Source organism: Kribbella sp. NPDC005582 (genome assembly GCF_040605415.1).
Classification (GTDB): Bacteria; Actinomycetota; Actinomycetes; order Propionibacteriales; family Kribbellaceae; genus Kribbella.
Genome location: NZ_JBEXCU010000005.1, coordinates 47,477 through 70,684 on the forward strand (window position 1 = coordinate 47,477; position 23,208 = coordinate 70,684).

26 protein-coding genes and 1 tRNA gene are annotated in these 23,208 nt (G+C 65.4%); 10 read left to right on the forward strand and 17 right to left on the reverse strand.

What is annotated here, in order from left to right; all coding sequences use genetic code 11:
- Positions 1-63: 63 nt before the first annotated feature.
- Complete coding sequence (locus ABZS29_RS26670; RefSeq protein ID WP_355465679.1) at positions 64-546, forward strand: carboxymuconolactone decarboxylase family protein; 483 nt, start codon at positions 64-66, stop codon at positions 544-546.
- On the opposite strand, the gene ABZS29_RS26675 is transcribed toward ABZS29_RS26670, so the two are convergent.
- Both ABZS29_RS26675 and ABZS29_RS26680 read right to left on the reverse strand, forming a co-directional pair.
- Entirely contained in the window at positions 536-1,552 is a 1,017-nt protein-coding gene (locus tag ABZS29_RS26675) for a hypothetical protein (protein WP_355465681.1), read from the reverse strand. The genes ABZS29_RS26670 and ABZS29_RS26675 overlap by 11 nt on opposite strands.
- 227 nt (positions 1,553-1,779) lie before the next feature.
- Positions 1,780-2,355, reverse strand: coding sequence for a DinB family protein (locus ABZS29_RS26680; RefSeq protein WP_355465683.1), 576 nt, complete (start codon positions 2,353-2,355; stop codon positions 1,780-1,782).
- Between the two features lie 92 nt (positions 2,356-2,447).
- Between ABZS29_RS26680 and ABZS29_RS26685 the strand changes: the two genes are divergently transcribed.
- The 3 genes from ABZS29_RS26685 (at position 2,448) to ABZS29_RS26695 (ending at position 7,607) form a co-directional block, all read left to right on the forward strand.
- The gene (locus ABZS29_RS26685; RefSeq protein WP_355465685.1) at positions 2,448-3,587 is read left to right on the forward strand and encodes an erythromycin esterase family protein; all 1,140 of its coding nucleotides are present in this window, start codon (positions 2,448-2,450) and stop codon (positions 3,585-3,587) included.
- Between the two features lie 88 nt (positions 3,588-3,675).
- Positions 3,676-6,870 (forward strand): S8 family serine peptidase, encoded by a 3,195-nt coding sequence (locus tag ABZS29_RS26690; protein WP_355465687.1) that lies wholly within the window; start codon positions 3,676-3,678, stop codon positions 6,868-6,870.
- Between the two features lie 164 nt (positions 6,871-7,034).
- The gene (locus ABZS29_RS26695; protein WP_355465689.1) at positions 7,035-7,607 is read left to right on the forward strand and encodes a hypothetical protein; all 573 of its coding nucleotides are present in this window, start codon (positions 7,035-7,037) and stop codon (positions 7,605-7,607) included.
- 127 nt (positions 7,608-7,734) lie between these two features.
- Here ABZS29_RS26695 and ABZS29_RS26700 read toward each other — a convergent pair whose 3' ends face one another.
- Positions 7,735-8,490, reverse strand: a complete 756-nt coding sequence (locus ABZS29_RS26700; RefSeq protein WP_355465691.1) for a phosphotransferase — start codon at positions 8,488-8,490, stop codon at positions 7,735-7,737.
- Positions 8,491-8,537: 47 nt separating this feature from the next.
- Positions 8,538-10,043: a hypothetical protein gene (locus ABZS29_RS26705; RefSeq protein ID WP_355465693.1), complete on the reverse strand. Its 1,506-nt coding sequence runs from the start codon at positions 10,041-10,043 to the stop codon at positions 8,538-8,540.
- Positions 10,044-10,153: 110 nt separating this feature from the next.
- Here ABZS29_RS26705 and ABZS29_RS26710 point away from each other — a divergent pair, with 110 nt between their 5' ends.
- On the forward strand, positions 10,154-10,477 hold the full coding sequence (locus tag ABZS29_RS26710; RefSeq protein WP_355466605.1) for a nucleoside triphosphate pyrophosphohydrolase family protein: 324 nt from the start codon (positions 10,154-10,156) through the stop codon (positions 10,475-10,477).
- Here ABZS29_RS26710 and ABZS29_RS26715 read toward each other — a convergent pair.
- Positions 10,474-10,860 carry a DUF4375 domain-containing protein gene (locus tag ABZS29_RS26715; RefSeq protein ID WP_355465695.1) on the reverse strand — a complete coding sequence of 129 codons (387 nt, stop codon included), beginning with the start codon at positions 10,858-10,860 and terminating at the stop codon, positions 10,474-10,476. The genes ABZS29_RS26710 and ABZS29_RS26715 overlap by 4 nt on opposite strands.
- Positions 10,861-10,877: 17 nt before the next feature.
- Positions 10,878-11,636 (reverse strand): methyltransferase domain-containing protein, encoded by a 759-nt coding sequence (locus ABZS29_RS26720; RefSeq protein ID WP_355465697.1) that lies wholly within the window; start codon positions 11,634-11,636, stop codon positions 10,878-10,880.
- Positions 11,637-11,788: 152 nt separating this feature from the next.
- Between ABZS29_RS26720 and pip the strand changes: the two genes are divergently transcribed.
- Together pip and ABZS29_RS26730 are read left to right on the forward strand one after the other, a co-directional pair.
- Entirely contained in the window at positions 11,789-12,727 is a 939-nt protein-coding gene (pip, locus tag ABZS29_RS26725) for a prolyl aminopeptidase (RefSeq protein ID WP_355465699.1), read from the forward strand.
- Positions 12,728-12,767: 40 nt separating this feature from the next.
- Positions 12,768-13,145 (forward strand): hypothetical protein, encoded by a 378-nt coding sequence (locus tag ABZS29_RS26730; RefSeq protein ID WP_355465701.1) that lies wholly within the window; start codon positions 12,768-12,770, stop codon positions 13,143-13,145.
- Here the strand turns inward: ABZS29_RS26730 and ABZS29_RS26735 are convergent.
- Together ABZS29_RS26735 and ABZS29_RS26740 are read right to left on the reverse strand one after the other, a co-directional pair.
- Positions 13,121-13,570: an SRPBCC family protein gene (locus tag ABZS29_RS26735; protein WP_355465703.1), complete on the reverse strand. Its 450-nt coding sequence runs from the start codon at positions 13,568-13,570 to the stop codon at positions 13,121-13,123. The two genes, ABZS29_RS26730 and ABZS29_RS26735, sit on opposite strands and share 25 nt — an antisense overlap.
- A gap of 54 nt (positions 13,571-13,624) precedes the next feature.
- Positions 13,625-14,137: a DinB family protein gene (locus tag ABZS29_RS26740; RefSeq protein ID WP_355465705.1), complete on the reverse strand. Its 513-nt coding sequence runs from the start codon at positions 14,135-14,137 to the stop codon at positions 13,625-13,627.
- A 440-nt stretch (positions 14,138-14,577) separates the two neighbouring features.
- Between ABZS29_RS26740 and ABZS29_RS26745 the strand changes: the two genes are divergently transcribed.
- Positions 14,578-15,207 carry a glyoxalase superfamily protein gene (locus ABZS29_RS26745; protein WP_355465707.1) on the forward strand — a complete coding sequence of 210 codons (630 nt, stop codon included), beginning with the start codon at positions 14,578-14,580 and terminating at the stop codon, positions 15,205-15,207.
- A 127-nt stretch (positions 15,208-15,334) separates the two neighbouring features.
- Here the strand turns inward: ABZS29_RS26745 and ABZS29_RS26750 are convergent, their stop codons facing one another.
- The 8 genes from ABZS29_RS26750 to ABZS29_RS26785 form a co-directional block, all read right to left on the reverse strand.
- Positions 15,335-15,886 carry a dihydrofolate reductase family protein gene (locus tag ABZS29_RS26750; RefSeq protein WP_355465709.1) on the reverse strand — a complete coding sequence of 184 codons (552 nt, stop codon included), beginning with the start codon at positions 15,884-15,886 and terminating at the stop codon, positions 15,335-15,337.
- A gap of 350 nt (positions 15,887-16,236) precedes the next feature.
- Entirely contained in the window at positions 16,237-16,455 is a 219-nt protein-coding gene (locus tag ABZS29_RS26755) for a hypothetical protein (RefSeq protein ID WP_355465710.1), read from the reverse strand.
- A 358-nt stretch (positions 16,456-16,813) separates the two neighbouring features.
- On the reverse strand, positions 16,814-17,455 hold the full coding sequence (locus ABZS29_RS26760) for a hypothetical protein (protein ID WP_355465712.1): 642 nt from the start codon (positions 17,453-17,455) through the stop codon (positions 16,814-16,816).
- Positions 17,456-17,839: 384 nt separating this feature from the next.
- Positions 17,840-18,079, reverse strand: a complete 240-nt coding sequence (locus tag ABZS29_RS26765) for a DUF2188 domain-containing protein (protein ID WP_355465714.1) — start codon at positions 18,077-18,079, stop codon at positions 17,840-17,842.
- 390 nt (positions 18,080-18,469) lie between these two features.
- Positions 18,470-19,333 carry a ThiF family adenylyltransferase gene (locus ABZS29_RS26770; protein ID WP_355465716.1) on the reverse strand — a complete coding sequence of 288 codons (864 nt, stop codon included), beginning with the start codon at positions 19,331-19,333 and terminating at the stop codon, positions 18,470-18,472.
- Positions 19,326-19,865 (reverse strand): hypothetical protein, encoded by a 540-nt coding sequence (locus ABZS29_RS26775; protein WP_355465717.1) that lies wholly within the window; start codon positions 19,863-19,865, stop codon positions 19,326-19,328. Before ABZS29_RS26775 ends, ABZS29_RS26770 begins: the two co-directional genes overlap by 8 nt.
- Positions 19,865-20,254 (reverse strand): hypothetical protein, encoded by a 390-nt coding sequence (locus ABZS29_RS26780; protein ID WP_355465719.1) that lies wholly within the window; start codon positions 20,252-20,254, stop codon positions 19,865-19,867. Before ABZS29_RS26780 ends, ABZS29_RS26775 begins: the two co-directional genes overlap by 1 nt.
- Positions 20,251-20,529, reverse strand: coding sequence for a multiubiquitin domain-containing protein (locus ABZS29_RS26785; protein ID WP_355465720.1), 279 nt, complete (start codon positions 20,527-20,529; stop codon positions 20,251-20,253). The genes ABZS29_RS26780 and ABZS29_RS26785 overlap by 4 nt, the downstream gene beginning before the upstream one ends.
- A 126-nt stretch (positions 20,530-20,655) precedes the next feature.
- Here ABZS29_RS26785 and ABZS29_RS26790 point away from each other — a divergent pair, with 126 nt between their 5' ends.
- A complete protein-coding gene (locus ABZS29_RS26790; protein ID WP_355465722.1) occupies positions 20,656-21,516 on the forward strand; it encodes a hypothetical protein in 861 nt (286 codons plus the stop codon).
- Positions 21,517-21,556: 40 nt separating this feature from the next.
- Positions 21,557-22,141, forward strand: coding sequence for an STAS-like domain-containing protein (locus ABZS29_RS26795; protein WP_355465724.1), 585 nt, complete (start codon positions 21,557-21,559; stop codon positions 22,139-22,141).
- A 958-nt stretch (positions 22,142-23,099) separates the two neighbouring features.
- On the opposite strand, the gene ABZS29_RS26800 is transcribed toward ABZS29_RS26795, so the two are convergent.
- Positions 23,100-23,175, reverse strand: a tRNA-Arg gene (locus ABZS29_RS26800).
- Positions 23,176-23,208 lie beyond the last annotated feature (33 nt).

A 23,208-nucleotide genomic window follows, 5' to 3' on the forward strand; every position in this document is an offset into this window, starting at 1 on the left:
CCTGTCACGGATCCGGGCCGGCGCGCATCTTGTGGTCGTTCAACCAACGAGAAAGGACGCATCATGCGGATCAACCTGATGGAGACCGAACTCGGCGCCAAGCTCGGCAAGCGGTTCGCCGGCCTGTCGATGCTGATCGAGCAGTCCGCGCTGCCCGGTCCGCTCAAGGAACTGGTCAACATCCGCGCGAGCCAGATCAACGGCTGCGGCTTCTGCCTCGACATGCACACCAAGGACGCCACCGCCGCCGGCGAGGACCCGCAGCGCCTGCACATGGTCGCCGCCTGGCGCGAAGCCACCGTCTTCACCCCCGCCGAGCGCGCCGCCCTCGCCTTCACCGAGGAAGGCACCCGTCTGGCCGACCTGCACCAGGGCGTCTCCGACGCCACCTGGGCCGCCGTCCGCGAACACTTCGACGACGAGCAGCTCGCGGCCCTCGTCATGCTGGTCGCGATGATCAACGCCGCCAACCGGATGAACGTCATCAGCCAGACCCCCGCCGGCTCCTACCAGCCCGGCATGTTCGACGCCCTCGTCAAGAGCTGAGGAACTCGAGCAGCAGTTCGACGTCCATCTCGTGCCCGAGACCCGCGCTGACGTGCAACGTCACCTCACCGCGGGCTCCGGCCGAGCCATAGATCTCCTGCAACTGCGCGAACGCCTCCGGGACACTCGAGTTGTACGCCGCTGACCCGTTCGCCGGCCCCGGCACATCCAGCTCGCCGTAGTGCACCAGCATTCTGCGCGGCGCATTCAGTCCGGCGATATCCGCCCGGTCGAACCACTCCAGGATCCCCGGCACACACGGCGCCGGCGCGTTCCCCGCCTCCGCGAACACCGCCTCGAACGATCCCAACGTCCCACTCGCGAAGATCGACCGCACACGCCTGCTGAACACCGGATACGTGCACGCGAGATCACCGCCCCACGAGATCCCCACGACATCGCACTCGGTGCCCAGCCAGTCCTCCCACCGCAACAGGTCCTCGATGGTGTCGCCCATCAACGTGCGCCCGTGCTGGAACGCATCCGTGAGCAGCGTGTAGACCATGTGCTCACCCCACCGCCAGTAGCTCAAACTCGCGCCGTCCCGCTGCGCCGCCAAGTCACTCAGCACCCCGAACCCCCGCAACTCCGGCAGCAGCACGGTGTGCCCGGCCTTCGCGAGCTCGATCGCAAAACTGTGGTGGTAGTCCTCATGCACCCCACGGATCCGCAGGCACTCGTCCACCTGCCCATGCCCGTGCAACGCCATCACCACCCGCTCCCCACCCGGATTCAGCAAATACGCCGGCACCGACAGCCCGTCCGCGACCGCCATCACCAACGCAACAACCTCAACCCCCTCAGCCGCCGTACGCCGAAGCTCGGTCACCGCCCCCGCCCGAACTCCCGCATCAACCCCCACCACCTCCGCCAACTTCCTCGTCGCCACCCGCCGCCACTCCTCGAACCCCAACCCCGCCCGCCCAAACCCCAACCGCACCGCCGGCCGAGGAGCCCGATACCGCAGCTCCAACTCCTCCGCCTTCACGAGAAAGTCGTAATCCATCTCCCCACCCTCCCTCCCGCCGCCCACTTACTCCTCCACGACCTCCCGAAGCACAGGACGTATATGCCTACTGCACGTCGCCGCCGCGCTAACCAGCATCAGCCGGGCGCCCTAGCAGCCGTATACGTCCTGTCGGTCAGACGATCCGTCGCGAACGACACGTGTGGTCGCCGCACCGACGACCTCCTCGCCTTACACGAGCCAGCGGCCGGTCAAAACCGCCACCACTACGTGTCCTTACCGACGGCGAGGCGTGCGGCTTGCTCAACCTTGGCGCGGTGAGCGGACCAGTCGGTGGCGGAGGGGACGGGATCAGAGCCGAGCGCGCCGTCGAGTTCCTCGCGAAGGATGTCGGCGTGGCCCAGGTGGCGGTTGGTTTCGGTGAGCAGGTGCACCATGACGTTGAAGAGCTTGACGTCGGGCCTGGGCCACCACGGGACGTGGCCGGGCGCGTCGATCGGGAGGGCATCGATGGTCGCGTCGGCATGCAGGCAGGCGCGGGTGTAGGCATTGAGGATGTCGGCGCGGGACTCGTCCGGGCGGACCCAGAGGTAGTCGCGGCTGTCGAAGGTCGGATCGGCGAAGCTGGGGATCGGGTCCGGAAAGGGGCGCTCGAAGATCTCGCCGAAGTAGCGGGCCTCCGAGAGGGTGAGATGTTTGACCAGCCCGAGCAGGTTGGTGCCGGTCATCGTGCGCGGGCGGCGTACGTCGTACTCGGAGAGGCCGTCGAGTTTTCGGACCAGGTCGGCGCGGGCCCAGCGGAGGGCGTCATGCAGGTAGGCCTTGGCGAACTCGTCGATCATCTGGATCCCGTCGGTTGAAGGTTTGGCGGCAGTGCTGAGTGGGAGATTGCTGCAAAGGCTCAACGAAGTTGTTCAACGATACCGTTGAACATATGAATGCCTTTCTGGGAATGCTTGCGAACAAGCCGCGGCTGCTGGGGTTGGGGGAGCCAACGCACCTGGAGAACGATCTGCTCCGCCTGCGCAACGAGGCGTTTCGGCAGCTCGTCGAGGAGGAGGGGTATCGGACGATCGCGGTTGAGTCCGACTGCCTGATGGGGCTGGTCGTGGACGACTACGTGACCTCGGGAGTGGGTGAGCTCGACGAGGTGATGGCGCAGGGCTTCAGCCATGAGTGGGGTGGGCTGGCGGGGAACCGTGAGCTGGTGCAGTGGATGCAGGAGTTCAACGAGGGGCGTGTGGACCAGGTGCGGTTCGCCGGGTTCGATGGGCCGCTGGAGACCAGCGCACCGGCCAGTCCCCGCCCCGTGCTCACCACACTCCATGCCTACCTCGCCACCTGGCTCGACGCCGACCTACTCCCTTGTACGGCGGACGCTCTGGACGCACTGCTTGGTTCGGACGAGCGCTGGACCAATCCGGCCACAATGATGGACCCGACTCAGTCCATCGGCCGGACCGCTGACGCCGAACGCCTGCAGCTGATCGCGGGAGACCTCACCGCGCTGGTCGACACGCAGACGCCGTACCTCATCGCCAAGACCTCGCGTGAGGACTGGCAGCGCGCCCGCCTCTACGCACGGACGGCCAGCGGCCTGCTGCGCTACCACTACTGGATGGCTGACCAGTCCGACCGCCGCATCGCGCGGCTGCTCGCACAGCGGGACTCGATGATGGCTGCCAACCTGCTCGATCTGGTTGACCGCGGTCCGACGCTGGTGTTCGCGCACAACGCCCATCTACAGCGGGAGATGAGCAGCATGCACATGGCCGGCGCCAACCGTGAGTGGTGGAGCGCAGGTGCACTGGTCAGCGCGCACCTCGGCGAGCAGTACGCCTTCTTCGCGACCGCGCTCGGCACGATGCGCCACCACGAAGTCGACACTCCGCCTGCGGACACCATCGAGGGCGTCCTCTACGAGCAGGACCAGCAGCTGATCGATCCCCGCACCCTGACCGGCTCTCTGCAGGCCAGAGTCTCGCCTTGGTACGGGTACGCCACCTTGGACCCCGCACACCTGCCCAGCATCGACGGGATCGTGTTTGTGAAGGACATCAGCCCTTCGATCTGAGTCAAATCCGAGCGAGCTGTCAACCTTTGGCGCCTCCCGGACATAAACCACTGTGTCCACCCATCTGTGAGGACTCAGTGGAGGTGCTATGAGGAAGGGACGTAGTCGTCCCGCCGTGGCTGCCCTGGCCGTACTGGTCGCCGGGAGCAGCATGCTCGGCGGTACGGCGGCAGCGGGCGAAGTGCGGCACGACAAGCCGTCGGCGCAGAAGCCGGCCGGTGACCCGGTCTCCGGCGAGATCACGATGATCACCGGCGACCGGGTCATCCTCCGGGGCGACCAGCCGGCGAAGGTCGTGCCGGGCAAGGGCCGGAAGAACATCAAGTTCATCCAGCGCAAGGAGCTCAACGGTGATCTCACCGTGCTCCCGCTGGACGCCGAGACCGCGGTGCGGTCCGGTGAGCTGGATGCGCGGTTGTTCAACGTCACGCAACTGATCAAGAACGGGTACGGCGACAAGTCGCGACCCGACATCCCGCTGATCGTCAGCGGTCCCGTGGCACTGCGGTCCGGTGCCGATCACGCGCGCAGTCTGCCGAGCGTCGCCGGTACGGCGGTTCGGGTCGCGAAGGAGACGCCGTACTGGACTGGTGCCCGTACGGCGCTCCGTGCCAAGGGCAAGCAGTGGATCCGCCTGGACGGGCCGGTACGGGCGTTCCTCGATAAGAGCGTGCCGCAGATCGGTGCGCCCGAGGCGTGGAAGAGCGGGCTGACCGGCAAGGGCACCGAGGTCGCCGTACTGGATACCGGCATCGACACCACGCATGACGACCTGAAGGACGCCGTCGTTGCGGCGAAGGACTTCACAGAGAGCCCGAGCGGTACGGCGGACAAGTTCGGCCACGGCACGCATGTGGCGTCGATCGTGACCGGCGAGGACGACGTGTACCGCGGCGTCGCACCGGACGCGAAGCTGCTCAACGGCAAGGTCCTCGACGACGATGGTGGCGGCTACGAGTCGGGCATCATCGCGGGCATGGAGTGGGCCGCGAACTCCGGTGCCGAAGTGATCAATATGAGCCTGGGCTCCGACTGGCCGAGCGACGGCACCGACGTGTTGTCGCAGGCCGTCAACCGGCTGACTGCCGACACCGGCGCGCTCTTCGTCCTTGCCGCAGGCAACAGCGGCGGTACGCCGGGCAGCCCGGCCTCGGCCGATTCCGCCCTCACGGTGGGGGCGGTCGACCACAACGAGAACCTGGCCGAATTCTCCAGCCGCGGTCCGCGCTGGCTCGACGATGCGATCAAGCCGGACATCACGGCACCGGGCGTTGACATCGTCGCGGCGAAGGCCAAGGACAGCCTCCTCGGCGGCCTGTTCCCGAACATCGGCCCGGACCACCTGCAGCTGTCCGGTACGTCGATGGCGGCGCCGCACACCGCGGGCGCGGCGGCGATCCTGGCCCAGCAGCACCCGGAGTGGAAGGCCGGTGAGCTCAGGGCCGCCCTCATGGGTACGGCGAAGGCCAACCCGAAGCTGACCGTCTTCGAGCAGGGCGCCGGCCGGGTGGACGTGGCCGCGGTGGTGAAGTCGACGGTGCGCGCGTCGGTCGGCAGCATCAGCAACGGCGTCGTCCGGTGGCCGCACAACGACGACAAGCCGATCAACCGCGAGGTCACGTACTTCAACTCCGGTAAGGCTTCGGTCACGCTGGATCTGGCCGCAGCTGTCACCGGTCCGGACGGGGAGGCGGCTCCGGCCGGCATGTTCACGGTGTCGCCGGCTTCGCTGACCATTCCGGCCGGCGGGCAGGCGACCGCGACGGTCACCACGAACACCGCCGTACCGGGTGCTGATGGCATCTACAGCGGCGTGATCTCCGCGGGTCCGCTCCGGACGCCGATCGCGGTCACCCGCGAGGTGGAGAGCTACGACGTCACGCTGCACTACGTCGGGTTCGACGGGAAGCCGACCACGCAGTACTTCTTCCGGTTCGTCGACCTCGAGCACCCGAACGCCGTCGTACCGGAGGAGGGTGACGGCAGCACTGTGGTCGCGCGGGTCGCGAAGGGGCGTCACTACTTCGAGTCCTACATCTCCACCGAGGACGGTTCCCAGCTGACGAACATCGCCGAGCCGACGTACACGGTCGACGGTCCGAGTGAGGTGACGTTCGACGCGCGGTCCGGCCAACCGCTGGGATTCCAGGTCGATAAGGCCGACGCGGCGCCCGCGCAGGCCGTCTTCGGCGCCGCCCGCGACACCGTCTGGGGTGGCGACGAATCGACCGGCTTCGCCATTGTCAGCGGCAACTTCGACGGCATGTTCATGGCCCCGAGTCGCACCTCGTCGGCGCCGGACGAGTTCCGGTTCTTCACCGCGGAGACACTCGCGGCGCCGACCAGCTCGACGTACCTGTATCAGCTTGAACGCAACGATCTCGGCAAGGTGCCCGGCAAGCTCGTGCATCGGGTGCGTGACACCTCGTTGGCGCGGGTGCGCTCCGAACACCACGGGAGCAAGCCCGGCACCTACGGCGTGCGGGACTGGACCATCACGCGGCCGCTGCCATTCACGCTGGACGAGTTCTACACACCGGGCACGGACTGGTCCTCGTCCTTCGTCGAAACCACGGACCCCGAGGACGACCGTGGCTTCGCGAACCAGTTCAGTACGCCGCGCCGCTTCGAACGCGGTCGCACGGTCACCGAGCGCTGGGGCGCACCGGCCTTCGGCCCCGGGCTCCCGTCGTACCGGGACAGCGCCGATGCCGCCGGGCGCGTCGGCGACCGGATCAGCCTCAACATCCCGCTGTACTCCGACGGCGTGCCCGGTCACTACGGCTACGCGATCACCGAAGGCACCACCGTGCTCTCTAAGGACGGCAAAGAGGTCGCGAAGTTCGGCTACCCCGGCTACCTCGAAGACGCGCCGATCCCGGCCGGCCCCGCGACGTACCAACTCCACACCGAAGCCACCCGCGACAACCCGCTCTCGCCGCGCATCACGGCCGACTGGACCTTCCACTCCGACACCGTCCCCGGGACCGAACGGACCCCGCTGCCGCTGGTGGCAGTCCGCTTCTCCCCGCCGGTTGCCGGCAAGCTGCCGATCACCGTCGACCACAACGCCGGTGCGCGAGCTCGTCTGACGGCGCTGTCGGTCTCCCATGACGGTGGCGCTACCTGGAAGCCCGCCAAGTACTACACCGTTGCCGGCAAGACCTTCGCCCTGCTCAAGCACCCTGCCGGAGCGAAGACCGTCTCCCTGAAAGCCACCGCAACCGATGCCCAAGGCAACAAGGTTGTCCAGACCGTCATCGACGCCTTCTTGCTGAAGTAGTTCTCCCAGGTCAGGTAGGGGCTCTGGTCCCTACCTGACCGCGGCCTGTAGTCGCTTATGACACGAATTGGTCTCGGTGGAAATTGGTCCCAACCAACCTGGTGGAGGTCGCGTCTCAGTTCGCGTTAGGCCATCAGGGCCGGCATTGAGGGAGGGTCAAAGTAATGAAGAAGAACGTTGTCGTGCGGATGCTGGCCAGTGCTGCGATGGTGGGGGTGGCGGCTGTTGTCGCTGGGGCGATGCCGAGCAGCGCGGCGGCGCCGAGCTATGGCTACAAGTGCTGGGGGACGTCGAAGGACCACTGCGACGTGGCGGTCCAGGCTCCTAAGGGGTGGAAGTTCACGAAGATCGACCGGTTCGAGGCGAAGTTCAGCCACGGGTCGAACGAGATGCTGCGGGTGGACGCGATCTACGCGAAGGTGAGCCCGAAGGCTCAGGTCGCGCGCAAGACCGCGGCGCTGAAGAAGGTCCCGGGCCTGAAGATCCTGTCGCAGTCGAACGGCGTCGCGTCGTCGACGATCCCGGGCAACCCGCCGCGGGTCGTGTTCTACGACGTGAAGTACACCTACCGTGACGGCGCCCGGGGGCAGCGTGTCGTCACGACCCGGTACGCCGACACGTTGTTCAGCGGCAACCGGGCGCTCGTCGAGTTGACCGTGGGTGGGCGGCCGCAGGACCAGGGCACGCTCGACCAGGTCCTGAGCAAGGCGACGCAGACCGTCAACCTGATCGGCTGAGGCGCCAGCTTCAGTACATGAAGCTGATTATCGGTCGCCGCGGCTCGACGAATCGCGCTGGGGGGCGCAAGGATTCGCGAGCGAGCGACCGGTAGGCCGGTTCGACGTCCTACCTCCCGCTGTCGGTTTACAGCAACGCAGTGAGCCAGGCTTCGTGGTGCTTCTCGATGTACGCCGCGGTGGGGCCCCAGTAGTCGCCGTGGCCTTCGGCGTACAGGCGGGCCCAGGGTTGGGTGCCGGTGCGGTGACCGTCGACGAGCAGGTCGTACATGGCTCGGGTGTGGGCTGCGATCTGTGCCGGAAGTGTCTGCCGGTCCTCGCGATCGAGGCCGTATCCGTCCACGAGCGCACGAAGGCGTGGCGCGTCAACCCGTGGGTCGCCGTCCGGCATGAACGGCACGAATCCGGTGGCGGCGTACCCGAGATCCCATAGCCGGGTTGCGGGTCCGGCGTTGTCCCAGTCGATGAAGACCCAGCGCTCGCCGTCGCGGACGAGGTTCCAGGGGGCGAGGTCGCTGTGGCAGATGAGGTCGCCGCCGGCGGGATCGGCGATCACCGACCGCCACTCGACATCTGCCGGCGGCACGAAGTCCTCCATCGCGTCGTGCAGCTCGCGGATCAACCGCCCGACCCGCTGCAACTCCTCCAGCGAGAAGCGCGGCAACGTGTCAGCCAACGCACCGGGGATGTACTCGAGCACATGCCGTCCACGCTCATCCCTCCCGAGCGAGCGCGGCGCGCCTTCGAATCCCTTGTTCGCAAGGTGATTCACGACGGCCTCGACGCCCGCTGTCTGAGGCAGTGCAGGCTTCCGCACGGTCGACCCGACCCGGACGACCTCCGCGGCGACGTTCCCGCCTGTCAACACCTCTTCAGTTTCCACGCCGAGATTATCCCTGTCGCCTCGCCTCTCGTCGCCGCAATAAACGCTCAACGGTGCGAGCTGGCAAGCACGTGAGCGGGCAGATCCAGCCACCAGCTCGCAGCGGCCTGGGAGTCGAACGGCGTCCGCGGATCGGTGCGCAACTGCTTGAGCGCCGGCCTCTGACCGGTAATGCCCGCGCTATAGGCGAGTCCCCGCAAGATCTCGATATCCGTAGGCCCAGCCACAGCACCCAACCGCTGCGAGATCGCGTTCTGCCACCACTCAGGCGACGTGTCGTCCCCAAGATGAGCGATCGCGAACGCAGCAACGCGGACAGTCTCGCCCGGGATCCCCGACGCAGTCACAATCCGTTCGGCAAGACGAAGCTCGGGCTGCCCACCCAACGCCCGCAGCGCGGCAAGCACCGTCGTACTCCACCCCGCAGGCCCAGCCAACGCACTCCCAAGCTCTTGGCGCAGCGCCGCAGCCAAAGGCCCTCGGTACGGCGTCGCCGCCAGCGCGAACGAAGCCCCGAGCTGACTATCGGGGTTCTCGTGGAACAGCAGACAATGCACCAGTTCACCGAGTTCGCCGTACTCACCCGGCTCCGGCCCGTCGACCAGCGCGACCGCCCGGCTCGTCACCCGGTCGACGACATTGCGGTGTACGTCGTCGAGCGGCCGCGCCGGCGCCCGCCGTACTCGCGGGGTTGTCGTCAGACGCTGCACGAGCTCAGCCGACCAAAAATCGAGCCCATCACCCGAGCCTGCCAGCGGTTGCAACACAGCCAGCACTTGACCGCGCTGCGCCGGCTTGAGCCGGCCGCGCCAAACCGTCTCGGCCAACCCAGCAACGGCTCCGGTCAGCGCACGATCGTTGGTGGGATTGTGGACCTGCGCGACCATCGCCCTGATCGAGTCGCTGTGATCGCTGGCCCCGAGAGCCGCGACCGTGGACGTCATCGCCTGGTGGTGGCGCAGTCCGGCGGCGGACGCGCACGCGTCGATGGCCGCCGTACCGCCAGTTGGGTGGTTGAACAACCGCGCAAGCGCTTCGTAGCGCTGCGCCCAAGCAGTCCCGTCAGCGATCAACATCTCCGTCAGCAAACGCTGAGCCATCGCCTCCCACATGCGCGGCGGCAGAAACGCAGCCGGCCACTGGCTCAACAGCCCAGTCAGCTCATCCCACTCCGCGCCGCTCACCAGAGCTGACGAGCAGACCTGATCCAGCAGTACGCCGGCCCTACCGCCCTGTGCCGGCAGTTGCTCCAGATCGCCGCTAGTTGCGATCGGCAGCGGCCGTGGCTGGCGAGTGAGACCGGGCAGAAGGTCAAACACTGCAGTCAGTTGCCCGGTGGGCAGGCACAGCAGTTCTTCATAACGTTTGATTGCATCCCGCGGTACGGCGACGAGTCCGGCTTCCCAGCGCTGGATCGTCGACACATGTACCGGCTGCACGCGGTCGCCGTCCGGCCAGGCGCGCGCGAACATCGACCGGTTCCGGAAGGTCGGCTGCGTGCCCAGAGTGCGGCACGCACGCAGCATCCACCCCAGCGACTGTCGCACCCGCACGCCGATCGACCCCCTCCCGCTCCAGCACAGCAGGCGCTTTCGCCCGCCGCAACACCACTGGGCATGTCACCACGGGCAAATTGCTGGGCCCTACAGTTGGCGGCGTGGACATGAACGCCTACCAGCAGGCAGCTCTCCGAACCGCTGCACCCAAGGAGAAGAAGAACGAGCTGTTCCATCTCCTGCTCGGGCTGGTCGGCGAGACTGGGGAGATCGCCGAGAAGGCGAAGAAGATCGTCCGCGATCGCGACAGCGACTTCACGCGGTGGGACGTCGCGGATCTGACCGCCGAGCTCGGCGACGTCCTGTGGTACCTCGCCGTGATCGCGGACCACTTCGACGTACCATTCGATGATGTTGCCCAGCGCAACATTGCCAAACTCGCCGACCGGCAGCAACGCGCTGTGCTCGGCGGTAGCGGCGACAACCGCTAGTTACTCAGGGCCTCAGCGAGCCGAGCGTCGGCGTTGGCAGAGGCCTCCAGCTTGCGGAAGCGTGCGTCCAGATCTCCCAATGGCGTCTCGAGGTCGCCGAGCTTCGCCGCACGATCGTCCGGATCACGCGGGTACGGCGTACCGAGCAGTGCGACCGCCTCGCCCAGCAACTCCGCCCACGGCGACCCCAGCAACCGCGGCAGCGCCGCGACCGCGGTCAGCGCCGTGTCGCCACCGACGTACCGGAAGTACGAGTCGAATCCACCCGAGTTGACCTCCTGCCGGAAGTCGCAAACAGCCAGCACCTGCCGCTCCCGCTCACTCAGCAAGGCCCGGTCCGACTCGGTGTACTCCTCGTAGAACTCCCAAACGTCAATAGTCACCGTCGCACCGTACGCGCTCAACCATTGCGGCGCGCCATGACTCGCGTGAGCCCAAGCGTTTGTCCACCGTCCGCCCGCAGCATCTGCGCCTCCTCCTGCGCCGGCAATCCCCTGTCCTGGTCGCAAACTTCGTTCCACTGCAGCCAGTCCCGCCACCCCTCAGGCAGCCGATCCGCCACCTCGACAGTCACCAGTCCCGTCTTCTCCCAATGCCGCCGCCACCAGCCGGCGCTGTGCCACGCACAGAAATCCCACTTCCAGTACGGCGCGAGCTGCGGTGGCGGCAGCGTCTCGTACTCCTCAGCCAGGCCTGGCTGCACGATCCCGATCTGCCCTTGTTGTTTCACGAAACGCGAGTAGTAACCCAGGTAGAGATCATCCGTCCCGAAGTAGTGGTACGCGCCCACACTCACCAGCGCATCAAAGAAGTCCTCCGCAAACGGCAACGCATGCGCCTCTGCATAAATCGGATGCACCTGCCCTTCCACGCCCGCCTCGACCACGCGCCTCTGGTTGTCGTCCGGCCTCACCCAAAGATCCGTCGCCCACACCTCAACGCCGAACTCCCTCGCCAGGAAGATCGAACTGAGCGCCGTACCGCACCCCATATCCAGCACCCGCATCCCCGGCTCCAGCGACATCACCTCGCTCAAAGCCTCCGCCTGCCACACGGGATTAGGCCCCATCCCGCCGTCAACCATCCAGCGGGCCGAATACCCCGCCGACCGCGGATACCGCCGATTCCTCAACAGCCCAGCAAGCGCCTCATCATCCATATCCCCGAGTCTCCGCACCCAGGCAACCGCTTATCCTCACCGCATGACCGCGGGGTCGAGGTAGGCAAGGGCGAGATCCACGGCCTCCTGCCGGACTTCAGCGGGCAGACCTTGGCTAGCCGACCCAGATCTCCTGGCCCAAGATGGCTCGCATGGACCTCTACCCGCCGATTGAGCCCTACGACTCAGGCCACCTCGACGTCGGCGACGGCCACTCGATCTACTGGGAGACATCTGGCGCACCAACCGGTACGCCGGTCGTCTGGCTGCACGGCGGCCCCGGAGCGCCCGCCTCACCCGGGACCCGCCGGTACTTCGACCCTACGCAGTACCGAGCCGTCATCTTCGACCAGCGAGGCTGCGGCCGCAGCCGCCCACTGGCCAGCGACCACCACGCGGACCTCTCAACCAACACCACCGACCACCTGATCCGCGACCTCGAGCAACTGCGCGCCCACCTCGGCATCGACCGATGGCTCGTCGCCGGCGTCTCTTGGGGCGTGACGCTCGGCCTCGTGTACGCCGAGCGCCATCCCGAACGAGTGCTCGGCATGGTCTTCGCCGCGGTCACGTCCGGCCGCCTGCGCGAAACGCAATGGATCACGCGCGACATGGGCCGAGTGTTCCCTCGCGAGTGGGACCGCTTCGTTGACCTAGTCCCCTTGGAGGACCGTGAGGGTGACCTCGCTGCGGCCTACGCCCGCCTCCTAGCCAGCCCCGACCCCGATCTCCGCGCCGAAGCAGCTCGCCGCTGGTGTGAATGGGAAGACACCCACGTCTCCCTAGCCCCCGGCCACACCCCACAGCTAGTCCTCGAAGACCCAACCTGGCAACAAGTCTTCGCCCGCCTGGTAACCCACTACTTCGCCAACGCCTGCTTCCTGACGGACAACGAAGTACTGACCAACCTCCCCCGCATCACGCACCTCCCGGCCACCCTCATCCACGGCCGCCACGACATCTCCGGCCCCCTGGACACAGCCTGGCAACTCCACAAAGCCTGGCCCGCCAGCAACCTCGTCGTCGTACAAGACTCCGGCCACTTCACCAACACCATGACCGAAGAGCTCCACAAGGCCCTCAATCCATAAATGCAGTGCCCTCAAAGAATCAACCGGCAATGATGATCCGATGCCCGAGAAACACTCACGCCCCATCCCCGGCGGCCGAGCCTTCTATTTCACCGAACGCCTCTGGGAGTTGTCCGCCGGCCTCCCCGTCGAATCCGTACCGATCGACTCCATCGCGGAGTTCGACCAAAACTGCTGGTTCGCAGAGGGACCCGTCACCTGCCGCATGGTCGCCACCCACGCCGGCCGCATCCAAAAGGCCGACCTCAGCCACCCAGTCATCCTGTCCGCCGATGGCGGTCTCATGGACGGCGGCCACAGAATCTCCAAAGCCTGGCTAGCAGGCAGCACCACAATCAACGCCGTACGGTTCAAAGTCGACCCAGACCCGGACTACATCGAGTGGGACACCACTCACCCAGGATCCGATTCCGCGTAGCGGTTCAACGCGCTAGTCCAAAGGCGCGAGATCACCCGGTTCATCGGCCCATGGTGGAGCAGGAACAGCATGATCTTGTCCCGTGTACGACGGGGATTGTCGGAGCTCCATTCGACCTGAAGCCGACTGCCTCCACCATCCGCCGGCGCGATCCGCACCGACCCCGAACCATGGCCCCCGTAGCTGCTCTCCTCCTCCGTCCACCGGACCACTGTCGGGTCGGACCAGTCGTACCGGGCAACAACCCAGAACGGCGAACCAGGCGTACTCTCCCGAGCCACCGCCCACGAGTCCCCGAGCTCGCGCACCTCGAACGTCTTCGGATCAAGAGTCCGGTTCCAGATCTGCACACGACGATCCGAGAAGTCCGTCAACGCCCGCAGCACCTGCTCCGGCGACGCGTGGGTGGTCAGTTCAAATCGCACCCAATCAGTTGAGCACCCACGCCCCATCAGGTCCAGGGGGACGCGCCCAACGTCTCAGTCGCCTGTTGCCCCGTCGATCGCCTCTCGGATGATGTCGGCGTGGCCATTGTGCCGCGCGGTCTCCTGGATCATATGGACCAGGATCGCCCGCAGATTGGCCTCGACTCCTGACGGCGTCGTGACAACGTCATCCAGCCCACCGGCGGCCACGACAGCCCGGGCCCGCTCGCAGGTCCGCAAATACTGCCCAACCAGAGCATCAGCCGTCTCATCCGGACCGACGCGAAACTCCTCATCCGGCTGATCGTCGGTCGAGAACAGATCTGGCTCGGGCAACCCACCGTAGATCTTGAGAAACCAGCCATGCTCCGTCTCGGCCAGGTGCTTCACCAACCCCAACAGACTGAGCCCAGACGCAGTCATCGGTCGGCGCAGTTGCTCTTCGTCGAGCCCTTCCAGCTTGCCCAACAGCGTCGCTCGGTGGAAGTCGAGCTGCTGCATCAGCGCATCCCGCTCGCCAGCCAAACGATTCGGCACCACCCGCTCCACCGGCGACTCAAACACCATGCGCCAACAGTACGGTCGATGTGCAACGAACGGAGGATTACGAGTCCCCGTCAACCAGGGTGACTATGCGGGCAGCCTGCACGAGAGGTCATCCACACACCAGACGGTTCATGGCTTATCGGTGACGGCGTCAACGATCCGAACCCACCTGGTACGTCGGTTGTCACGCACATCGCTCACGCGATTCAGACGAACAGCTCGATCGCTCAGCTAGCCACCATGGCCCCCGGACACATTGCCCAGCGCTCCGGACCAGGCGATCCGTGGCGCATCGCGCACCTGGAGGGCTGGGATGACTAGCGCGATTGCCGTACCCGCGCGGCCGGGCGGCTGGTAATCTCGGCCCTGCAGGCGCGGGTTCAAACCCGGTCGTAGGGCGCAACGGCACAGTAAGCCGAAAGGGCAAGGCCCACCTACTTCACCACCGAAGAGGGAGCGCCATGCCCAAGCTCGAAACCTACAAGAAGCAAGCGAAACTGCTAGTTCGCTGGCACCGCGACGGGAACTTCTCGATCGGCGGTCGCATCCGACAGCTCGAGCGCTATCGCACGTTGTCCGACCGCGAAGCACTCGCGCTGAAGTTTCCGCTGACCGAAGCCCAAGAGATCATCGCCCTCGAAGCGGGCTTCGCCAGCTGGGCCGAACTCAAGGCGAGCACGGAAGCAGCCCAGCCCACCAGCGGGCAGCCGGAAACTCGGGACACCGCAGTAGCGAGCGCCAAACCGGTCCTGTACGTCGCCGACGTCGATGCGGCGGCCACGTTCTATCGCGACCAACTCGGCTTCCACATCGACTTCTTGCACGGCAACCCGCCGTTCTACGGATCGGTGTCGCGCGACGGCGCGACCCTGCACCTGAAGCTCGTATACGAGCCGGTGTTCGTGGCCGGCGCCGCGGAACGGCAAGAGCTCATCATGGCGTTCGTCGAAACGCCGAACGTACGCGAGCTCTATGCGGAATACCTGGCCGCCGACGCCAAGATCGTCCAGAAGCTAACCAAACAAGCCTGGGGCGGTACCGACTTCATCGTCCGCGACCCAGACGGCAACGCAATCGCCTTCGTTGGCTGACACAAACCGCGAGTGTGGTGGTCGACGGTTCGACCGGCGACGGCCACACCAACGGCGGTGGACACCTCCTCAGCCACCCACCGCTCGCCGCCTGAGCGGATGCTTGCCGTCCTGATCGCGCAGGCGGTCAGCGGCGGACGCGGTACCGGATGTGGGTGGCCTGCGGGGTGTCGATAACCCGAACGATGTCCAGCGTGACGAGCGATGGCAGCAGGTCGAAGAGTCGCCGGCCGGCACCGAGCAGCACCGGGATGTGATGGATCTGGACCTCATCCAGCACCCCTGCCTCGATTGCACGCTGCGCGACGTACCCGCCCCGCACCTGGACGTCCCGGTCCCCAGCGGCAGCCTTCGCCTGCGCCATGGCGCTTTCAATCCCGTCGGTCACGTAGGTCACCAATGGGTAGTTCCACCGTGCGGCCGGACCCGGCGGCCGGTGACTCGGCACGAAGATTGGCGCCCCATTGTGGTCGCCACCCCAGTGATCCATCAGCTCGGCAGTCCGCCGCCCCGCGAGGATGGCACCAGCGGAGTTCCACTCGGCTTCGAACTCTCCGGCAGGCCCGCCCGCAGCGAACCACTCGTGAAGCAGTTCGCCGTTCTCCCCACCAAGGAAGTCGTCGGGATCGGCGATGTACCCGTCGAGCGACATCGACATATCAAGGATGGATGTAGACATTTCGGCCTCCTACGGTCCTAAGTCAGCTGCGCACCCGTGGGCGCCATCTGCCTAGGCGTCGAACGGCCAATGCCGGATTCGACACGGCTCCCAAGGAATCCCAGGACCGGGTCATCGGCTTCGTGGCCCTCCAGTAGACGGCGGCTACATGTGGGCGAGGTGAGCCCGAACAGGTAGAACGCCAGCCCGCCTGGGTACTCGCGGGCCGAGCTGCTACGGCCGGAGCCGTTCCATCTGCGGGTCGTAGCACACCAGCCCATGTGCGTGGGCAAGGTTAGCGGCGAAGGCGCTGGCTTCCTCGGCTCTGCTCCAGCCCATTGGGAAGTACATGAAAGGACCAATAGCCTCCCCTATAAGGGACCGGTCGACCAAGGGCTCTCTTCGCCGGCCTCTTCGGTGATATCTGGCCAGCGCGCGATAAGGGCCTCGACGTAGGCGGTGAGGCGAGGCGAGGGCGGGATGTCCTCCTCGGCCTCGACGTACTTCTCGTACAAGGCTTGGAAGGTCGCGGAGGCTACCTCATTGCTAGCCGGGCGGTCGCCCTCCCAAACTGCGAGGTCATAGGACATGGCCGAGATCGTGTCACACGAGAGGGCGGGCCGTGACGACCATCGACGGACGCGCTGGCACCGTGTTGACAAGATCGCCTCACAAAGGGCGAAAACTCTAGGTCATCTAGCTCCTGACCTGGGGCTTCTTTTGCGCGCTCGGAGGGATTCGAAACCCCAACCTTCTGATCCGTAGGAGCCTGCGCTCAAGCTGGGGTCGCGTGTCCGGGCGTTGACCACCGCAGCGCCATTGGCGGATGGACGCTCCCGTGCAGGGACCGTTCGGGTCAGACTGGGGTCACTCGGATCGTCTCATTGCGAGTCCGTTCACCTAAGCCCGCACTACGCGACGACCCTCGACCATGAGCAGTGAACGTGCTCAGTCGCCGGGGGGTGACGGCTGCTCAAGGCCCTTCGGGAGCACCTCGGGGGCACGAACTGCAGGTCGCCGCCTGAACCATGAAGACCGCCTGGGAGCCCGATCCGTGATCGGTACACGCAGAACCTTCGCCGCTTCAGATTCCAGGTGTCGTACGGAGCGGTGCATCTTGGCGAGGTGGACGAAGCTCGCCCGAAGACTTTCAGAACGCTGCTCAGCCGTCTTGTCTTGGTCGATAAGCGGCCCCACCGCCCTCTCTGGGTATGCCTGGAGGTCCACCTGAAATGAGCGAGTGGCCTCGGCCAGATCTTCGTCCGCGATGTATAGCAGCGCAGTCGTGATAGCCCGGTTGAGGGCCTTCATGCGCTGATCGCTTTCCTTCAACGAATCTGTTTCGGCGTACTCAAGTAGGTCTCTGTTTGTCAGCTTTGTCATCACCGGCAGGAAAAACTTGGCGCCTTCGATGTGTGCGTCCGCGTTGACGATCAGGTCGGTCAGCACGGCACGCAGAGCTGCACGACGATCCTCAATACGCGATGCAACCGCCTGTCGGGCGACATAGCGTTGGGTTACAAGCACTCCGCCAAGTGCTGCGGTGAGTGTGAACGCTCCAGTAGTCAGCGCCGTTGATAGATCGGCCATGTTATGCCTTCCAATCCAGTAGTTCCGCCCCGATCCTGGTGCACGCGTCGCCGGCGATGACGATGGACCTCTACGGGCATCCTGATCGACCAGAACCTTTTGGGATGCCGCCCGGAAGATCGGGGGTGCCACGGGGCACGCAGCGAGCTTGAGGCGCGAACGACGGAACCCCCAGACGAGGATAGTGCCCTCTGGCCGGGGGCCTGATGGAGCCGCCTATCGGAATCGAACCGACGACCTTCTCATTGTGAGTGCCGCGGCAGGCATCCACAGCGTCGATTGGGGCAACCCAGGCAGCGGCTCAAGATCGACTCTGTCCACCGCGGCTACTGAATCCACCCGCTTGTTAGCAGGAGTGTTAGCGGACAGCGCCGTGCGGCAGACCTACTTCTTGTCCTTTGGCGGATTCGGATCGTTGCCGGGCGCGACGGTGTCGGAGTCCCGGATCGTCCCGTCCGGCCGGTGGATGATGACCTCTCCCCCTCCCGAGTTGCGCACGATCTCCCGCGCCCGATCGATCGCCTCGCGCTGGGTGCGTGCCGTCGCACTAGCCCTATCAGCGTCGGGTGCGACCACCTTCCACTTGTCCCCATCGGGCACGACGTGTCGCTCGCTTCTGTTCATGCTCTTCCCTTCCCATTTCTCATAGAATCGGCCGGATAGCCGCCTGCGTTACGGAGCGTCATTAGCGCTCACACCTGCCCCTTCCCCCTGATAGCTGCCAACCCGTCAGCGCAGCGCGGGTCATAAGTCAGCTTGCCGATCCCGTAGGGACGCGGCGCGCTCTTGATGCGGGCTGCGGTGGCCGTACGATCGAGCGACCAGAGGGACGGGCCAAACCGCCAGCCTCCGCCGACATCGTCGCCGACGGCCAACAGTCGAAGTGAGTACCGAGGATCGGCGATCCGTACGTGGTGCGCGCGGCGGAGGTCGTAAGCCCGGGCCGCGCCTTGATATACAAGAGGTCAATCCGGCAGCAGCAGGGCCGAGGAACAACTGGTCGCCGAGTCTCCATCACGAGGCCTCGGAGTTCTTGCTCAGATCGGACGAAGTCCGGTGCTGGCGCCACTGGGAGCAGTAGACGCAGGCTGGGTCACCTCGCGACATATCTCGACCGACCCCGCCGAGATGGGCCCTGTAGGTCAACTGACGGTTCGGCACTCTCAGGCCAGTGAGCAGAACCATCGCCTCGGTACACGCGAGGGATGCCACGACACCATTCAGCATCACGACCGATGGCCCGGACCCGTCGAGGTCACCACGATCGACGCCGTAGATTCGATCGTGCTCCTCCCTCTGGACCGGCGTCATCTTTTCCCGCGCCAACTCGACCTGGTCGAGCACACCTAGACAAGCGACGCAGCCGGTGCCGTCGTGGGCGGTGATTACCCGGCCTCCGTACATGAGCTCGTCATCGTCCTCGACGACATCGGTGGCGGCGTCGATGTACGGAACGCCGACATCGGAGCACAGCTTGGTGGTGAACAGCCTGGGAGTTTCCCGATCGAAGCAACCGATCACCAGGTCAGCCCGCGAGAGAGCTTCGGTGAGTTGGTGCACGATCTTGGGGTCGCCCACTCGACCGTCGATCGCGTCGACGATGGCCGAAGGATGGAGACCTCGGATCAGACGAGTCGCAACCTCCATCTTCACAGTCCCCACATCTTCGGGCACCGCTCCGACGAGTCGATTCAGGGTTGTAACGTCGATCGCGTCGTCATCGACCAAGGTCCAGTGGCGCACGCCGAGGTAGCCGAGCTGCTGGATTACCGGCATTCCGATTCCGCCACAACCGAGCACTACGACGTGCGCGTTTTCGATGAAGCTCTGTCCCTCGGCCCCGAAGAGCCGAATCTGGCGGTCGTAACGGTCATCCATCGAGTGCCTCCAGTTGGGCGATGCGCTCCAGGGCGCAAGCAGTGGGCTGAACTGAGCGGGCCTCAACAGCGAGCTCTGCGATCACAACGGGCGTCGACCGCTCGTCGTACCAAACGAGCGCATCAAAATCACGCCGGCCGCCAAAGACGATCGCACCGTAGGGACGACCGCGCAGCCGCCAAACAAGTCGGGGGGCACCATCCAGCAGCCCGCGAAGATCAAGGGTGCTGAACGTCGTCTTCGATCGTCCCGAGCCGTGAGAATGAACCTCGATTAGTGCGGCGCCTAGTTGGGTCGCCCACTGGAGCGACCGCGGCCGAATGTCGTCGACAAGTTCCATGCCGGCCTGCCCCTGATGCTCGTAGTCACTCTCGTCATCGAGGTACATGACGTCGACGACGGACCAGAGATCTTTGGACGTAGCCGAGTCCGGGTGTGGCACTGCGGCGAGAAACGCCATCCGCTCGATCGGGTTGTCTAGATAGGTGTGGAGTTCTTCCCACACCGTCTGCGACAGAGTCAGGACGTCCATCACACTCCCTCACCGAGGCGGTCGGCGAAGGAGCGCGCGAACGTGAGCATGCTGGGTCCGAGGTGGGATCCCGCCGACGGCTGCCACACCTCCGGAGCCCAAGAGAAGACGCTCCAGGCTCCTGCGAACGGGACGGCGGCGGACGGCGTCCAACTGCCGGGCTGACTGCCGTTGAACGTCAGATTCGGTGAGTTGACGTAGAAGGCATACGGCGGCTGTTCCGGAGTAGCGGGAATCTGGCATGCGACGTCGACAAGAGCAATCGACCAGCCGTGCGGCATCGCCCAGTCCGGGAGGAGCACCCAGTGACCGGAAGGCTCCGCGAGGTATCGCAGGTCCGGCCACTGAGTGCGCAGCAGCCCGACCTGCGTCCTGATCCAGTCGGTCACCGCCGGCCTCGCTTGAACTTGACCTTCTTCGAGAACCCGTGGCCAGGCTTCAACTCAACAGTGGCGTCCTCATCCAGGGTGATCTCGTCGTTGGTCTTGAGGTCGACCATCACAACCTGCTGGTCGACAGTCCAGCCCGCCAGCTCCCGGATCTCCGGGACCGTGATGGTGCGGCGGGGCCATTCCCGCACGACGCCTTCAAGGTTCAGCTCGTACTTCGCGCCGTGGCTGGGACTGACGCCGCCGTCGACGACCTGCTCATTGGCGAGTTCCATAGTGTCCTCGTTTCGTTGACTTCACCCGTTTCACTGCACTCAATGAAACGGTAGCACATCGGATCCGGCCCGTCATGTCGAGGTCTTCGATTCGTCCTCGCCGCACACTCCGGGGAGACTTGCCTCATGGAGTTAGTCCTCAACGGCGATCAGCCACTGATGACGGCGGTGATACCGACCTTCGCCAGCGGCACTGACGCGCTGCTGATCGACGCGGCTCGTATGGGCTTCGTCAGTCCGTTGGATGTCGCCGGCATCCTGGCAATCGCCCACCAGGCGGCAAGCATGGGGCTTCCGGTGACGTTCACGATTCCCGTTGACGCCAACGTCGCGGCATACCTACAGCGGATGGACGTACTACGGGGGCTGCCCCTCAAGACCCGGCTGATTGGGCGGGTAGCGAGTGCGGATCGCAATGTTCGCCGGCGCTTGCTTGAGGCCACTCCCCTAGATCAGGACAATGCAGCCTCAGTGTGTGAGCGACTTGGCAATCTCGTTATGGACTACTATGGAAACATGTCGGCTGCGGCCGGAACGGCCGTATGGCAAGCGTGCGGCGAGCTCGTAAGTAACGCCGTCGAGCATGGTTCCAGTCCCCTAGGTTCGTTCGTGGCAGCACAGGCCTACAGCGGTGCAACCACAGGCGTTGCGCGGTTCGAGTTCGCGGTGTGCGATACCGGCATCGGGGTGTTGCAGCACCTGCGCTCGAACCCCCATTGGGCGTTCCTGGCCAGCGATGAACCGGCGCTTAAGCAGGCGATGATGGCGGGCGTCAGCGGCACGCGAGAGGAGCGCGGTCACGGCCTGAGCGATGTGATCGCCGGCACCCAGAAACACGGAACGATACGCTTCGAGATGCGATCCGGCGCCGGGCAGATCGAGGTGATTGGGGCCCGAGACGGAGCGAAGACCGTCGCTAGCCCTCGCAACGATCGCACTAACGGGACATGGGCATGGTTGCAACACGAAATGCCCTGCGATGGGTAGTGATGTGTGGTTCAATCGGGACAATGAAACCGGAGAAACGATGACTGGACTCAACGTGTTCTCGGTCGCGCGGTTCGGAAAGTTTCCCACCACGAGGATTCAGGGACGTGAAGCCCGAGCACTCCTGGAAGATCTCCTCGCGAACCAGCACGACATCGACCTGACGATCGACTTCACTGGCGTGACAGCCATGACCCACAGCTTCCTCGACGAGTTCCTCGGCAAGTTCCTAACCACGATAGAGCCGGAGGAGTCTGGCCTCACCGTCAAGGTGATGGGACTCAACGACGAGAACGCGGAGTCTCTGACGGTTTCGTTGGAACGCCGTAATGCGAGCGTCGCCGTCTTACACGACGGGGATGCGTCCCTGTCGCTCGTCGGTGACCCGATTGCAGGCGAGACATTCCGGACCGTGATTGCCCTCGGCAGATGCAAAGCCACTGAGGTTGCGGAAGCGCTGTCGACATCGGCGCAGAATGCGAACAACCGCCTTAAGCGCCTGGTCACGTACGGCGCGGCACGCAAGATCCGCACAAGCGGCGCGGCCCGGGGCGGCAAGGAATTTCTCTACGAGGCCGTCACGTCATACGTGCCGGACGCCGAAGCGCTCGTCAACTTAACCTGAATCTCTGAGCGAGCCGGCCGTCGTCGGCTATGTCTGGCAGAGCGCCGTGGGTTCATGTGCGTCGCGGCGCCAGCTCCTCAGATACCGGGACTAGCGGACTCCTTCTTTGGCATCTCCCGGTGAGCTGCTGTATCGACGCACCGCACATCGTTAGTTGGTCCAGCCTGTCCCGCCGCAGCCGCTACATGGTTCATGTTCGGTTCCGTGACGACCCTGCCGTTCTTGATTTGGGTCTTCTGTACGACGGTCCATCCATTGCCGTTCAGGTCGGGCAGGGCTGGCGCGGTGGCCGGGTGGGTTTGGGCATGGGCGTCCGTTCGGTGAGGACGAGGCTAGGGCAAGGGTGCGGGGTGGTGGCCGTGACCGGCGCGGATGCGGGGACCGGAGTCCAGAGCTTCGGGTTTGAGAAGGTGTTGAGGGCGACGGTGCTCATGGTGGCTTCGTTCTCGTCGCGGATCATCCAGGTTTCGCTTGCCTCGATGCTGCGGAGGATTCGGCGGTTCTGTTCTTCGGGGTTGGGCCAGGCGACGGCCCATTGGTTGATGCCGCGTCGGGCTAACCAGTCGCTGGCCTCGGTGCGGAGAGCGAGGAGGAGGCCAGGTCGTCGGCGGCGGTGCATTCGATGATCACCGGTCGGCGTCCTCTTGGGTCAGGTACGCCGTCATGTCGCCGAGTTCATAGGTGATGAACGGCGTGCCATGTGCCGTGGTCCTGTGTCTCGGGAGAGATCGGGGTCAGCTGTCTGACCACGCTAGCCACCGCGGGGTTGGGCGGGCGATAGCCCGAAAGTGCGGCGGTAGCCGCGTGGGGGGAAGCGGCGATGAGCCGTGTCGGAGGGTGGGTGGGGCAGTCGGGCGTAGCACGCGACGGAGGAGCGCGCGTAGCCGGCTGCGAGGGCGTCGTACCCCCTGAGAAAACAGAAAAGCCCAGGTCAGCGGGCTGATCTGGGCTTCAATGCTGGCGCGCTCGGAGGGATTCGAACCCCCAACCTTCTGATCCGTAGTCAGATGCTCTATCCGTTGAGCTACGAGCGCCGGGCAACGTCGAGTAACGATACAGGGAGGGGG